This window comes from Burkholderia sp. Bp9143, assembly GCF_003853645.1.
Classification (GTDB): domain Bacteria; phylum Pseudomonadota; class Gammaproteobacteria; order Burkholderiales; family Burkholderiaceae; genus Burkholderia.
In genome coordinates this window covers 39,969-53,745 of record NZ_QTPO01000058.1, presented here as the reverse complement: position 1 = coordinate 53,745, position 13,777 = coordinate 39,969, and the positions used below count along the sequence as shown (strand labels likewise).

The 13,777-nt window shown below is 63.7% G+C and carries 12 protein-coding genes; all 12 read right to left on the bottom strand.

The features are described from left to right. Window positions 1-724: 724 nt before the first annotated feature. The 12 genes from DIE23_RS32910 to DIE23_RS32855 are packed head-to-tail and all read right to left on the bottom strand — an operon-like array spanning window position 725 to window position 13,777. Window positions 725-1,939, bottom strand: a complete 1,215-nt coding sequence (locus DIE23_RS32910; RefSeq protein WP_124616239.1) for a hypothetical protein — start codon at window positions 1,937-1,939, stop codon at window positions 725-727. 9 nt (window positions 1,940-1,948) lie between these two features. Continuing rightward, window positions 1,949-2,542 carry a type 4 pilus major pilin gene (locus DIE23_RS32905; protein ID WP_124616237.1) on the bottom strand — a complete coding sequence of 198 codons (594 nt, stop codon included), beginning with the start codon at window positions 2,540-2,542 and terminating at the stop codon, window positions 1,949-1,951. A gap of 8 nt (window positions 2,543-2,550) precedes the next feature. Further along, window positions 2,551-3,684: a type II secretion system protein gene (locus tag DIE23_RS32900; RefSeq protein WP_124616236.1), complete on the bottom strand. Its 1,134-nt coding sequence runs from the start codon at window positions 3,682-3,684 to the stop codon at window positions 2,551-2,553. After that, a complete protein-coding gene (locus DIE23_RS32895; protein ID WP_124616234.1) occupies window positions 3,681-5,948 on the bottom strand; it encodes an ATPase, T2SS/T4P/T4SS family in 2,268 nt (755 codons plus the stop codon). The genes DIE23_RS32900 and DIE23_RS32895 overlap by 4 nt, the downstream gene beginning before the upstream one ends. Beyond that, the gene (locus DIE23_RS32890; RefSeq protein ID WP_260436278.1) at window positions 5,945-6,523 is read right to left on the bottom strand and encodes a hypothetical protein; all 579 of its coding nucleotides are present in this window, start codon (window positions 6,521-6,523) and stop codon (window positions 5,945-5,947) included. Before DIE23_RS32890 ends, DIE23_RS32895 begins: the two co-directional genes overlap by 4 nt. Beyond that, window positions 6,516-7,847: a type 4b pilus protein PilO2 gene (locus DIE23_RS32885; RefSeq protein ID WP_124616247.1), complete on the bottom strand. Its 1,332-nt coding sequence runs from the start codon at window positions 7,845-7,847 to the stop codon at window positions 6,516-6,518. Before DIE23_RS32885 ends, DIE23_RS32890 begins: the two co-directional genes overlap by 8 nt. Before the next feature lie 4 nt (window positions 7,848-7,851). Further along, a complete protein-coding gene (locus DIE23_RS32880) occupies window positions 7,852-9,462 on the bottom strand; it encodes a type II secretory pathway protein (protein ID WP_124616230.1) in 1,611 nt (536 codons plus the stop codon). 5 nt (window positions 9,463-9,467) lie between these two features. Continuing rightward, window positions 9,468-9,989, bottom strand: coding sequence for a TcpQ domain-containing protein (locus tag DIE23_RS32875; protein ID WP_124616228.1), 522 nt, complete (start codon window positions 9,987-9,989; stop codon window positions 9,468-9,470). Window positions 9,990-9,991: 2 nt separating this feature from the next. Next, window positions 9,992-10,414, bottom strand: a complete 423-nt coding sequence (locus tag DIE23_RS32870) for a lytic transglycosylase domain-containing protein (RefSeq protein WP_124616226.1) — start codon at window positions 10,412-10,414, stop codon at window positions 9,992-9,994. Beyond that, window positions 10,411-11,715: a TrbG/VirB9 family P-type conjugative transfer protein gene (locus tag DIE23_RS32865; protein WP_124616224.1), complete on the bottom strand. Its 1,305-nt coding sequence runs from the start codon at window positions 11,713-11,715 to the stop codon at window positions 10,411-10,413. Before DIE23_RS32865 ends, DIE23_RS32870 begins: the two co-directional genes overlap by 4 nt. Beyond that, window positions 11,712-12,521: a transglycosylase SLT domain-containing protein gene (locus DIE23_RS32860; RefSeq protein ID WP_124616222.1), complete on the bottom strand. Its 810-nt coding sequence runs from the start codon at window positions 12,519-12,521 to the stop codon at window positions 11,712-11,714. Before DIE23_RS32860 ends, DIE23_RS32865 begins: the two co-directional genes overlap by 4 nt. Continuing rightward, window positions 12,518-13,777 (bottom strand): TrbI/VirB10 family protein, encoded by a 1,260-nt coding sequence (locus tag DIE23_RS32855; RefSeq protein ID WP_124616220.1) that lies wholly within the window; start codon window positions 13,775-13,777, stop codon window positions 12,518-12,520. Before DIE23_RS32855 ends, DIE23_RS32860 begins: the two co-directional genes overlap by 4 nt.

The following is a 13,777-nucleotide window of genomic DNA, read 5'->3' as shown; positions in this document are numbered from 1 at the left end:
GTGGGCGTCGGGGTCTTCAGCATCCCGCTATTAAAAACAAAACCCTCGCAATTGGCGAGGGTTTGTCAGCAATCTGAAGCGCCCAACTGGGCGCTTTTTTCTTAGTTGCCGGCCTGGTAACCGTCGTACTCCACAATCCAAAGTTGATAGATAGCTCCGTTAGCGGTCGTCACGAAGCATGTTGCGTCGTACTGATTTGTTGACAGGTCGCCGTTAATATACGGAGGCCCGATCGCCATCCCGTCGTCACCCCCCATCGTCGCTACACCCGTTCCGAACGTGTATGGGTTGAACATGCTGTTGGTGAAGTGCGTCGTATAGCCCTGCGCTGCGGCGGCTTGGTTGCAAATCTGGGCCCAGTTTTGTGTTGGCGGCGGCGTCTGGGCCCGTACAGTACAGACAGGAGCAGTCCAGCTCGATCCGGACCACACCGGGGCCGTAACCGTATCGTATCCATTCGGACAATTCGGCGCTGAAACGTAGTTGCACTGTGGCGCGCTCCAATGCGAACCCTGCCAGACCGAAGCGGAAACCGTAGTCCAACCCGGCCCCGTCGAACACTGCGGTTGCGGGATCGGTCCATTTCGGAGCGGTGCCGTGCACGTCGAGTCCTGATAACCGTAAGAGCAGCGCACCGGCGCGGCCTCAGCGTGCGCCACCATGGCCAGCCAACACCCGAATGCGAGCATCACTCGCAGCAAGAACTTCATTTCCTTCACTCCCGCTAATACGCACAATAGGTCTCAACAACGGCTGAACCGCCAATCCCGCTACCATTCCCGTCCGTAATCGAGACTGTCCACGGGCCCGAACCTGACGTCGTGACGTTCACGGTTGCGGTTGAATCGACATAGACGTTCTGCAGGTTCGCGACAATTTGCGGCGTGCCACCGGCCGAACAGGGCGGCGCTGGCACACCCCAACCGTTCTGGACGAGGTAGTAGTTGTAGCGGAGCGCAGTGCCGCCGATCGGCAGCCACACGTTGTCCTGACACGACAGCCATTGCCCACGGCCGTCGCTGTTCTGGGCGGCCGCACCATTGACCGGACACGACGTTCTTGGTGTGGCAATCGCCGCCGGCCGCACCGTCCCCTCGGCGATCACGTCGCCCGAATGCAGCGGCATGAAGGTTGCCGTACCACTCTTGAGGATCTGCAACATGCCGTTCTGGTAGACGTTCGTGTTGCCCAATCCGTCATTCACGAACGTCGAGGCACTTCCGTTATTGTTCGAGAGCAGCTGCTTACCCTGCACATTGCCCGTCGCCATGACATTTTTCAGGTTGTTGATGCTGACGCCGTTGGCGTTCTGGTCCCCGGTCCAGGTCAACGAGCCATCGCGACGGATGTAGACCGAATTGCCGTTCGTTGTCGGTCCATTCGTGGCCATCACGACGGCAGCCGGTGCGCCGGCCAACGGATTCGATGCATTCCATGCGCCATTCAGCCCATAGACCGTCGACGCGTTCTGCGTCTTCGAAAAACCGAATCCGTTACCGGCTGCCTGCGCGACGACACCTGCGCCCGCGACATCGGGCTGCCCTTTCTTCGTGACCGGCTTGGACGGGTAAAGCAGATAGGAAACCTGACACGATGATCCACCCGTCGAGCACCCGGCCGGCCCGACGCTCATCTGGATCATGTAGGTTCCGCCCCAGATCGGACCCGCCGCGTAGTTGGCCTTCAGATAGCCGCCCGACTGCAGTTGCGCCAAAGTCGGCGGCGTCACTGCCGTCGGCCCCGGCGCGACCAGCTGGGCAACGAGTGCACCGTAGTTGTCCGTCACCCAGTTTCCAAGCGCAGCGTTAATGAGCGCCTCATTCTGGCCTTCGGCCGTCAACATCGCCGTTCGGCGCTTCGCCACGTCGTCCTTGATGCCCTGAATGGTCAGAAGCGCCATCGCAACGAGGACGATCGCCATCTCGATGATGCTGAACATGGCCGGTCCTTAATTGTCGTGGGTCGCGTACATCGCGATGCTCGCCGTCGCGCCAGCCGATGCACACGCCTGTCCCACCGTCGTCCCGTTGAACGTGGTCGATGGACCGGAGACCGTCGTGTTGTTGACCTTGACCATCGTGTACGCCCCCGCGATCGCTCCCGCCGCGAGTGTGCACACGGTCGCCGGCACCGGATACGTCAGCACCATTGCGTCGTTGGACACCGCGACCATGCCAGGTCCCGCGCTCACCGCACCACCGAAGATGCCGGTCAAGGTCCCCGATGCGACGTTGATCCGCGACCCTGCCGAATCAAACGCGTGGTTTTGCGCAAGCGTCGTCAGCGACTCGCCGGAAAAATCGATGTCGGCCGAAGTCGCGTCCTGAATGCCGCTGCGGAACAGTTGAGCCTCGCTCTTGAACTGATGCGCGTGGATGCGATCCATCACATAACTTCGCCCCTGATAGACGATCAAGGCAAGCAGTGCCGCGCCGGCCATCACGGCCGCAGCTTCGATCATCGACAGCTCGCCCTTCTCCTTGCGGCGGCGGACGATACGGGGATAGGGATTCGTTCGTTGAATCGGCGTGTTCTTGTTCATGGGCTTCCTCAGAAAGATTTCGCAGCAGTTGTTGGAGCACTGTCGAAGCTCACCGCACCGGTAGCGACATACGAGCCGAGGCCGAGGGTGAGAAACGCAAGCGCGGCAAAGCCAAGCAGCACGTAGTGGGTGATCTTCGCGTTACGGCGCACGGTCTCGACCACGCGGTTGAGCGAGTTCTGGCCGAGATCCTTGATCGACTCGACAAACTGGTCGCGCCCGGCCGCATCGGTCATGATGTCGATCGTCGCCTCCGAGAAGATCCCGGTGTCCAGCGCGCGCATGGGCTGATCGGGATTCGTGGTGAGCCGGGCGCTCATGCGGCGCAGATGCCACCGCAGCCACGGGTCGGCCGACTTCGTCAGCCTGTCCAGCGCGGCGCGTAACGTGAGGTTCGAATCGAACAGGCCCGCCAACGACACGATCAATAGCGCCGCACGCAGGTCACGCCGATTGCGCCACATCAAGGGCATCGCATCGACCCGGTTGCGGACATGACCGACCCAACGCTTGAGCGTGTGGAAATAAGCGACCACCAGCCCGGCCACGATGGCACCCGTGAACCACCAGTACTGCGCGCAGAACGTATCAATCGCGTAGATGATCTGCCCCGCGTCAGACCATTGTTCCAGCGGCTTCACGTCGCGCGCTTCCGGAAGAATTTCGGAGCCGAACAACACGCAGATCGCGTACAGATAGACGAGCAGAAAGGCGGGATACGCCATCTGCAACGACGTGGTAGCCGCCAGCACGCCTTTCGCGTGTGCCGCCATCTCGGCCAATTCGAGCCCGCGTACCGCCGCGTCGTCGCGCGGCGATTGGCCGGCCAGGTCCAGCAACACATATTCGTCGTTCGGAATAAACGACTTGATCGCGGTCGCGAAATCGTCGCCCGCCCGCATGCGCTGCGCGATCTTCTGGAACACCGGCCACACCCAGTTCTTTCGGGCGCGGTGGCGTTGTTCGAGCGTCATCAGGCGCTCCAGCAAGGTCTCGCTGTTGCGCAGCCCTTTCTTTGCGATGTCCAGCCGCGTTTCCCGATAGAACATCTCGCGCATCTTCTTGAAGCGCCATGTCGCGAGCTTCATCCGTTCACTGGCGGGCAATGCCATGAACATCGAATAGATGATCGACTTGATCATGACGGCAGTACCCCGTCTTGATCCGCGAACACGCGGTATGTCTCGAACGCGCACATCGATTCGTCGATGAAGCGCGGATCGATGAGGCCGCGCGCGGCCTTGTACAGCGCATGCTCGTAGACCGTCTTGCCGGTCATGTCCGCGTCGCCGAACTCGGTCTTCCGGCTCGTCCGGAACACTCGCTCCGCGCCGCGCCAGTCCCGCTCGACCACGCGATCGAGGAACTCGGGCGTCGGTTGATACAACTCCATCGCGAGCGTCTGCCCCTTGATCCCGGCCGCCACTTTGCCCGCGCGCGTGAGCAACCCAGGCCGGCGGCAATGCTGGCACCCCTCTTCGTCGCGGCAGGCCATGTTCGACGTGTCGAGCCCGAACTTCGTCTCGAGCATCGCGAGCTGCCGTGGCGACAGCACGTCGCGCGCCGGCCGCTTGCAGTGCGGGCACAACTTCGGAATCAGCTTCTGATTACCGACGGCATTGAGAAACTTCCCGGACGCCACCTCATCCATCGGCAGGTTCAGGCGCCCGCCCACCAACCGCATGACCGCGCCAATGATGTTGTCGCCGTGCAGCGTCGCGCGCACCGGGTGGCCCGTCAGCGCGAGTTCGGCAACGAGACCGGCGAGCACCGCGTCGCGCACCTCGCCGATCGTCAGATCGTCGGGATCCATGCGCATCAGCGTGCGAATCACTTCCACGATCTTGCGGTTCGCGTCTGCGTCCGTCTCGCCCGAACGCCGCTGGAGCGAGATATCGGACAACCACGGCGCCGGCACTTCAGACGGCTCGTTGACGGCGAACTGCTTTTTCAGATCCCGATTGGGCAACAGATACGACAGCGCACGCAGCAGCGTCGTCTTGCCGGAGCCCGTTTCCCCGGTCAGGAATGTCGCTCCACCGCTGACCTTGCCGAGCATCTCGATGATCGCCAGCTGACTCGGCTCCAGTCCCATGTCCTCCGGGAGCAGAACCTTGTAGTTCTTGAAATTGCCGTCGAGCAGGCGCAGTGCGACATCGAACCCGCCGACGAGCGGCGCGCTCTGCCAGCGAATGTTCACGATATCCATGTGTGCCACGAGCGGAATCATCGCGGACTGCGGCGCGGTCGGCTGGAACGTCTCGCCCGAATTGGTATTGCGCTGGACCAGGTCCTGATATGCGGCAGACAGTGCGCGGCGCACCAGTGCCTTTGGCATCTTGCGGTACGAGTAGAGATCGCCGTCGACGCGCAGGCGCAGCTCCACATCGTCCGCGTAGTCCCGGTACTCCCAGTGCACGTCACTCGCGTCGTAGGCGTGCGCGGCCTCCAGCACATCGCGGAACGTACCGATCGCGCGGGACGACTCGGGAACCACGTTGGCCGCGCGCTGCCTCTCCTTGTCGTAGAGGGCCGCGATCACGTCCTCGTCCGCGACCATTTCTTCGTGGACGGCGATATCCGCGCGCGCGAGATCCTTCAGGTAGGTCGCATACAGCTGGCTCTCATGGAAGCGCTGCGTCGTCACGACAATCGAGATCCCTGCCTGCAATTCGACGGCAATGAACTCGCGGCGCGCCGCATCGGTGATCCGGAGCGCTGCGTTCGGATCGCGCTGGCAGAGTATCCGCTTGAACGTGAGCGCCTCGGCGGAAACCAACCGCGGCAGGCCACTCGCAAGCTCCATCGCGGGGGAGTCGACCAGATCGACGCCGATGCGACGAATCGTCGGCGGCTCGTCGGCACCGGATGTTTGGCGTCCCAACTCGGTTTCGTCCCCGCGAACTCCGGCGTCGAGCGAAGCCTCGCGTACATGGTCGGTCGCGTCCACCCGATCGGCTTGGCGCGAAGCCGCTGTCGTGTCGACGGCGGCCGGCTGCGACTCCGGCGGATTGACATTGATCGACGAAGCGCCTTCAACAGCATCGGCGCCCGCGACCTCCGGGGCGCAATTCGGCTGCCCGTCATCACGAGCCGGCGCAATCGGCGCGTCGTCAACGGCAGTGACGTCCTCGATTTCAGCCTGCGCCATCCTCAGACGCATTCCCATCGTCATCGGCTGACCTTCAGCCGCCTGACGGGGATTGACTGGTTTGCTGGTCGACTTGAACCGGGGTTCCCGCGGTTCAAACGAACGCGGCGGTTCGTCGGCATCCGTGGGAACCTTGCCCACGATTGGCATCGAGGCAGCCGAGTAGTCCACGAAGCCAGCCTTCAACCCCTTGAGCCGACCGAACAGGCCCCGCTTGGCCGGTTCCGGCGAGTCGAGATCCGTGAACATGCTCATTGTGCACCCCCGATCGGCGTACCGGGGATCGGGCCGCCAGACGGCAAAGGTGAGGCAAGATCGATCAACGATCGGACCGAGTTCGTCGACGCGGACGGTACCGGGGCGGCGGCACGGATCGGCTCTTTCCAGGTGTGCTTGCCTTCGGCGACCGTGACGGCGTAGCCATCAACCGCTTTCACGTTCCAGCCGTTGAGCAGCGTCGCGCCGACGCGCGCGGGGTAGATCGCGTCCTGAAAGAGATACAAGACGTAGGATCCCGATTCGTCGCGAGATGCACCGAGAAACGAGACCGGCTCGGCTCGCGCATGCGTCGGGGCGGCCGATTTAGCCGCTGGCTTCGCAGGTCCTGACGCAACAGCGCCGCTCGCCACGATGCCGGGTTGGGGCGTTGTCATGCCGCCGATGTTCGGCGACAGCGTCGAGGAGCCAGGTGCCCCACCCGACAACTGGCGAACGACATTGGCCCGCGCCATCTGATCGATGTCGTCGATGGACAGTCGAGGCGTCGCCGGTTCCGCATAAGCGGTCACGGCCAGCCCGACGCCCGCCGCGATGAGTGCGTGCTTAATCAAGAACAAAATATTTCCCCTTCGCGGTGAAATGGACGCCATAAGGCGCATCGCCCGTATCGCTGTTCGTCGTTGCCCCTGCACCCTGGTTGAGGCGCAGTTCGACCTTGAATGATTCGAGCGTCATGTTGGGCGGCAGCTTCGCGAGCAACGGCGCTTGCCATCGAAAGCCCTCGATCGTCCAGTCGCCCTGCTTGATGATCCGGGCGATGTGGCCGCCCCCTTCTCCCGCTACTGGAGCCGGGATGAGCGGGCGCGTTTCTCCAAGCGTGACGGTGTAGCCGTAGGCGCGGATTTCGAACGGCTGGGATGACATGCGCTGCGGCGGCGTTTGCACCGCCTCGATGAATGTCTGTTCAGACGGCCATTGGGACGATTCCTTCGCCGAAAGCACGTCAACCTTCGGAATAGCCGGCCCGCGTGCGTTCGACGTAAGTCCGTCGCGCGAGAATGTCACCGGCCGCATTGCCTCGGTCGCCGCACTTTCAAAATCGGCAAACGTCCCGCCCTGCCGCCGGAACGTCATCGTGCAATAGCCGGACGTCGGGCAGTTCGCTTCCTTGAAGACCCATCCCTTGCGCACCGATTCATTGCCGCCAACCGCCGTGAGCAATGCGGGCCCCAGTGCCGAAGCACGCGGCAACGCGCGAGAGAACGTGCTGCGCACGGCTGCCGCGTAGCGTTCCGCATACGTCGGTACGCGCGGCGGCGGAGGCGGCGGCGACAGCGCGTCCAACAGCTTCACGCCACCAAAGATGGTCGCGCCCGCGATGAACAGCAGCGGAATCGCAGCCGGGATGGAGACCGGTACCTTCGTGATGCGGCCGGCCTTGCGGTTCGCGAGTAGCTCGCTCGCCTGAAACGGCTCGTCGATGTCGCCGATCCGGTCTCCGGCGCCCAGGGTGTCGAGCGCCAGGTTGCCCTTGAGGCATTCCTGCTCGATCTCGAGACGTCGCGCCTGCGCGGTTTCCGGGGACAACACCTCGTCGCTGCGCACCGCGCCGCGCACCACGAACACGGCGTGCACGCGCAGGCCATCCTGCAGCAGCACCAATGCCGCGGGCCGGTTCTTGATTCGGTCATGCAGTGCGACGCGTGCCGCGCCCGAATACAATCGCGCACCCTTGACGTCGGCCGACTCGGGCATCGCGAAGCCGCCGATCAGCTCATCGCCGACCTTGTACTCGACGAATTGTGTCGCGCCGAATGCGTCTGCGTAGCGGCGGCGCTCGGCCCGGCCACCTTTGACTGGATAGGCCCGCCAGTCGAGGCCGAAGACGAGCCGCGCGCGCTTGTCGGTCGGCAGGGGTTCCGTGATGTGCATCATCGCGTCACATCGACGGAACGACCGTCGCCTTGAGCATGATGATCTGGAACGTCTTCGACTTGTTCCATGACCCGGTGAGCCCACCGATGCCCGCATTCGTCGTGCTGTCGGCGTGATCCGTCATCGCGCCGTACAGGACAACCGTCTGCCCATCAGACAACGCGATCGTCTGATCATCCTTAGTGCCGATGGTGTGCGCCAGCTGGATCTGTTGCTGTGTCTGGCCCGAACCTACCCCCGCGCTGGTGAAGGGGCCGTTCAGCTTCGAGCTGTCTGCCCAGTACGCGAGCACGATCTGGTTGTGGTCGTTGACCGCCGGCAGCACGTTGACGAAATCGCCGGTGGTGATCGTGCCAGGCGTCAAGCCCGGAACACCACCTGATGTCGCGTTCAGCGTACCCGCTGACGGCGACGTCGAGCGCAGGTAGTCGTCGCTCTGGAACGACGCGACCGACACCGGCAGCCCGTTGAGGGTCATCTTGGTCATCGTGTTGTCCTGCACGGTGCGGCCGTACTTGTTCATCGCATTGATCGCCGCATTCGTGCCAGTGAACGGGGCATCCGGCCGCAACACCGAGACGCCCACCGAGCCACCGCCCGTTGCCAACGACGTCGGCGACGCGAAGCTGATCGCGTAGCGCGCGAGACCTGCATGCATCGCATTGAATACGACATCCGCGTTCGCGCCCGCCTCACTGCCCTTGCTCAGCGAAATCTGGATCGTGCGCACCGTGACCGCAACCTGACGCGTCGAGATTGCGTTCTCGTGCTGCAACAGCTTGCCGATGTTGTCCGCCGCCTCCTTCGTGTCGTACACCATCACGAGGCGACTCTGCGGGTTCACGCTGACGCGGCCCATCGGCGACTTCAGTTTGTCGATCTCGGCGGTGATCGAGGCAATCTGATCGAAGTCGCCCTCGCGACCGGTCGACGTCTGCGCAGAGAACGATCCGGTATTGCCGCCCGAACTGCCGCCGCTGCCGCCACCCGATTGATTACCGGTCGACGTGTCCATGCCTTTGCTCATCGTCGACTTGATCGAGACTTTGCCGGGGATCGCGGCAATCTGATACATCCGCGTCACGAATCGGGACACGTTGATTGACCCGCCATCGAACGACCAGTCCAGGCCGAGATCGGTGGTCATATTGCGCATGTACAGGCCGACCTTGCCGGTGAAGGGCTGCCGATAGACAGGCTCTTCGGTCTTCGCTGCGACGTTGCGGGTCTGGGCCTTTCCGTCCCCCTGACTGGGCACCAGCGAGTCACGCGGGACGAAGACATCCGGGCTCAGATGAACCGGATAACCTGTCGCCGTCGAGATCAGCGTCGAGATCTGCCTGATGCCGAGGTTCGCCGGAAGCGTGACGCTTTTCTCGCGGAACACGGCCGGCAGCGTGGCCTCGTAGGCGAGCGGCACGAGTCGGTCGCCGAGGAACGCGGTCGGCACGTCTTCAACGAGTGCCATCGACTCCGGGCCCTTGGCCAGCGCGTCAGAAATCGTGCGGTGGGCGGCGGCGTAGCTGCCGTTCACGTCCTGCTGCGTCACCGCACAGCCCGAGGCCAGCACGGCGGCTGCAATCGCCACGGCGGATTTCAATGGGTGCATGCGCATGGTTCTCAGTCCTGGCAATTGCCCGCGCGCACGATCACGCGGATGACTTGATTGGTATGGCGGCACGCGCGCGTCGGCGTGCGCATGTGGTTCGTCGCCTTCATGACCTGTTGCAGCACGGAAGTGAAGTCGCCGGTGAAAGTCGCGTTGAATTCCAGCGGCAAGTCGTCGTCGATCTTCCACGCGAGCTGCCAGCCCTGCTGCTGCAGCCAACGATCGAGGGCGTCGCGCAGGTTCACGTCCTGCGGCGTCACTGAAAACGTCAGCGTGCTGGGCGTCGATGGCGCGCTGGCGCCGGGCAAAACCACGGCGGCGACGTCGGCCGAACCAGCCGGGGCAGCGTGCGCCGAGGACGGACTCGCTGGGGTATTGCCGGGCGCCGGCGCCTGCGGCGTGACCTTCGGTGCGGAAGCCAGGATCTGCCAACCGTCGGGATCGACTGCTGCGCGGACATTCACGGTCGTCGCGACCAGGGTCGCGGCAACAAGGGCGCGCGTCAGCGCGCGGGATCGGTGGGTGATCAGCATGGTTATTGGCCCTGCATGAGGCGGCGGTAGATCGCGCTCGCATAAACGAGCTGCTTCGAAGGCGTGACCGCGTTGTACGCACCGACCGCCTTCCAGTTCGGCCCAAATTGCTTGATGTTCGCGGCGAGGATCCATGCGCCGACGTACGCGCTCACGCAGGCGTTGAACAGGTGTTCGCGACGAATCCCGTACTGCGCGAGCCTCGGCAGCCAGGACGAATTGATCTGCATGAGGCCGATGTCCTCGCTGCCATTGGAATTGCGGTTGATCGCGTCGGGACGCATGCCAGACTCGTGCTGGGCGATCGCGAGCAGCAGCCGCGGGTTCAGCCGGTGGTACATGGCCGCGTCATCGATGCAGTCGGCGCGGCACACCGCGGCCGCGCCAAACAGCACGCACGCGAGAATCGAACGAAGGCCGATCACGATGCCGCCCCTCCCTTCGATTGCGCGATACTTGGTGCCGCTGCCGCTGCCGGTGCCGGTGCCGGAGCCGCCGACGGCACCTCCCGATAGGTCACTTCGTGACGACGCTTCACGTTGACCACATTGCCGTCGGCGGTGACGACGAACTGGTCGTCCGTGCCTTCGAACATGTAGTAGCGGCCCTTCTGCTCGCCCATGCCGAGATGCCGCGTGTCGGTCACGCCGACCTTCACCACGGATTCCGCGAACTTGAAGTACGTGCGCCCTTCCCGATCGAACACGGCTTCGAGCCGCGCACGGTTTGGCTGGTCGAAGTCGTAGACGGTCTTCGCGTCGCGGCTGACTTCGACGCGATTGGATGCGTCAGCCACGACGATGCGCTCGGCGCGATCGATCGTCATCACGTTCGTCGTGGGATCCCAGCCCGGGTGCAATGACTTGCCGCCCGGGGTCAGGAAGGTCACGTCTTTCCCCGGCCGCGCGGCGAATCGAATCTGCGTGTGCGTATCGTCGCCATCGCGAATCGCCTGCGCACTGAACCGTTCGGCCAGCTGCGATACCGGCGCCGGTTGCGCAGAAACGCTCGCGACGACCGCTTCCAGCCCGGCCTCGTCGGGCCGGCGCTCGCTCGCCGCATAGTTCAGTGCAGCGGACTTCGGCACGTCGCGATGCAACCGAATGTGGCGCGCACCGAAATCGACGTCGGCGTACAGATCGGTCTGCGTCAGCAACCGATCCAGCGCCTGCAGCCAGTTTTCGCCGTCATGCGTGTCGAACGTGGCCGCGTTCGTCAGATCGACGTCCTTTTGTGCGGCCCCGGTCCACCCTTGCGGCACCAGCGCCTTCACGACGTTCGCCACCGGCGTTGACGTGTGCAGAGGGCGAACGGGCTCGAGCGCACCGCGCGTGCCAATAATCGTCAGCCGGTTGGTAAAGCCGTCAAACCCGGCCGGCTGATCGTCGTGCAGCGCGGCGAGCGTGCCGGTGCCGCCGATGAACGTGTTCGCCTTCTTCCAGCGCGCGGTCGCTGCGCGCCCCGCCACCTTGTAGCTGATTGTCTGCGGCGTGCCGTCGACCACCACATACGGTCCTTCGTTGTGGCCGCCGTCGGCGGTGATGACCTGACCGGCGCGGGGCTGGATATACGTCTTTGCGCCGTCGTTGAAGATCAATGCCGGACGCTCGGCGATGCCGCCCATGATCTCGTAATCGAAATCGAACGGATCGGTGTTTGCCCCGTGAGCGATCCCATAGGTGAGCGCGGCGCATGCGCAAACGAGGCGTGTGAGCGCGAGCTTCATCGGCTTGCCTCGATCATCGAGAGATGACGCACGAATCGCGCGAGATATGCACGGCCCGGCGTCGGGTTCGCGCTGTGGTAATAGGCAATCGCCTTCTCCACGGAACCCGTGCGTTCGTAGTTGTCGTTCAGGATCTGCTCGGCCACGCGCACATTGGTCGCCGGTGCGAGCGCGTCCCAGGCCGACGCGAAGCGCTTGCCATGAAAGCACCAGTTCACTTGCATCAAGCCAACGTCGAAATCGCAACGACCCCGCGCGATCAGCATTTCGATCGCCTTGTAGGCGTCCATCCGGGATTTGAAGAACAGCCCCTGACCGGCAACGTTCAGCGTCCACGGCCAGGGCCGGCCGTTGTAGGCCGATTCGTTCAATGCGATGCCCGCCAGCACCTTCGGATCGACACTCGTTCGCAGCAGCTCGAACGGTGCCACGGCCGGCGCACATGCCCAGCCACCGCGCCCCTCGGTCACGGCGGCTTGTGCACCGTCCGACAATACGGGGGGCTGCAACCAGCCTCGATCGGCGAGCAGTTGCTCGAGCGAGACCTCGCGCCCGTCGATCGTCACGGTGATGCCCGTGTCCGGCGCGCTGCGCACCGGTTGCCCGACCAGCGGCGCCGCCCATTCGATGAACGGTTCGAGGCCGCAGAAGAACACCGGCTTGCCGGGCAACGTGACAACCTCACGGGCCTTGCCATTCGAAATCACGACGCTCACCGGACTGATGACCTGAGAAATCGTGGTCGCTGCGTGCGCGCTCGCGACATCTAGCGCGAGCGATGCAATGAAAAGAAGTCGCTTCATCATGGGCGGTACGGCTCCAGGACCATGTCGCGGTTGACTTTGAGCATGAAGTGGCGCTCGCCCGGCTTGGAGGTGATGGTGGGCGGGATGTTCTGGTAGCGGCCCAGCACGGATTGCGTGGTCTGCGCGGCGACCTGCCCGGCCGTACTGCCGACTTGGGTGACACCAAGCGGGCCGGTGGTCGTGGAGGAATCGCCCCCATCGAAGCGACGTAGCAGGATGGCGGTCAGGAACGACGCCCCGTAGATCTTGAGGAAGTGGTTGTTGACATGCCCGGAGAACCCAGCGGCCCCGTTGCCGTCGGCACCCTGCGCGCCGTAAAGCGGCACGTGCTTGCCGTTCGGCAGGCGCATTTCAGCGCCGGCGACAAGAATCGATTCCTGACCGGGTTGTACGTCCGAGCTGTATGGCGCGGTAACGGTCGTACCCCACGGGATCATGAGGCAGGTGCCAGTGAGGCTGTCATAGACGTCGCGCTCGACGACGAGCGAAGCCGTGCCGGGACGATCGGAGTTGAGCGCCTCGGCCGACAACACGGGGATTTTGGCAGGTGGCGACAACGTACAACCGCGCGACTGGCCGACGAAGCCCGTACGCGGAAAATCTCGACCGTTCTCGCTTTGCAAGGCGACGTTGTGCATGAATTCGTTATCGCGTTGCTGCGTCGTCATGGCACCGGCTGCTTGCCCCCCTTTGGCAGCGGCCGTAGCCTGTGCGATCGCGGCGTTCGTCGCTGCCTCTTGCGCGGCCGCTTGCTGCATCATCTGCTGCGGTGTCATAACACCATTCGGCATTTGCTGTTGCTGCTGGGCATTGGCGGCTGGCGTTTTCAGGCCATCCTTGAAAATCGGCGACGCGTAGATATTGTCCTCAGCCGTTTTCGCCTTGAGGTCCGTGTTTCCTTGATCCGGAACGAGCGAATCCGCCGAGAGATTCGGCTTCTTGTCGGCGACCGGCGCGGAAGCGGCACGCGCTGCCGCTTCGGAGGCTGCGCGTCGCGCAGCGGCCTGCTGATCGGCAATGATCTTGTCGACGTCTTCCGGACGATTGCTCTTGTCGATGCCCTCCGCCGCGCGCTCCTTCTTGAGCCGAAGCGCCTCTTCGTCTGCCTTCCGACTGTCCTGCGTCTGGTAGTAGAAGCCGATCGCGCCAATAGCGATGGCAGCGATGCTGCCCACCGCGATCAGGGCGTTACGCGGAACCTTGCCCTTGACGAGCGAGGCTTGTTCCGGCGACAACGTGTCGGTCTGTTTGGCCAT

Bases quoted from the DNA above. Each gene is read 5' to 3' on its own strand.
- DIE23_RS32910 (WP_124616239.1), bottom strand. From the start codon at position 1,939: ATGTTCAGCATCATCGAGATGGCGATCGTCCTCGTTGCGATGGCGCTT.
- DIE23_RS32905 (WP_124616237.1), bottom strand. From the start codon at position 2,542: ATGAACAAGAACACGCCGATTCAACGAACGAATCCCTATCCCCGTATC.
- DIE23_RS32900 (WP_124616236.1), bottom strand. From the start codon at position 3,684: ATGATCAAGTCGATCATCTATTCGATGTTCATGGCATTGCCCGCCAGT.
- DIE23_RS32895 (WP_124616234.1), bottom strand. From the start codon at position 5,948: ATGAGCATGTTCACGGATCTCGACTCGCCGGAACCGGCCAAGCGGGGC.
- DIE23_RS32885 (WP_124616247.1), bottom strand. From the start codon at position 7,847: ATGATGCACATCACGGAACCCCTGCCGACCGACAAGCGCGCGCGGCTC.
- DIE23_RS32880 (WP_124616230.1), bottom strand. From the start codon at position 9,462: ATGCGCATGCACCCATTGAAATCCGCCGTGGCGATTGCAGCCGCCGTG.
- DIE23_RS32875 (WP_124616228.1), bottom strand. From the start codon at position 9,989: ATGCTGATCACCCACCGATCCCGCGCGCTGACGCGCGCCCTTGTTGCC.
- DIE23_RS32865 (WP_124616224.1), bottom strand. From the start codon at position 11,715: ATGAAGCTCGCGCTCACACGCCTCGTTTGCGCATGCGCCGCGCTCACC.
- DIE23_RS32860 (WP_124616222.1), bottom strand. From the start codon at position 12,521: ATGATGAAGCGACTTCTTTTCATTGCATCGCTCGCGCTAGATGTCGCG.
- DIE23_RS32855 (WP_124616220.1), bottom strand. From the start codon at position 13,777: ATGGCCAAACAGACCGACACGTTGTCGCCGGAACAAGCCTCGCTCGTC.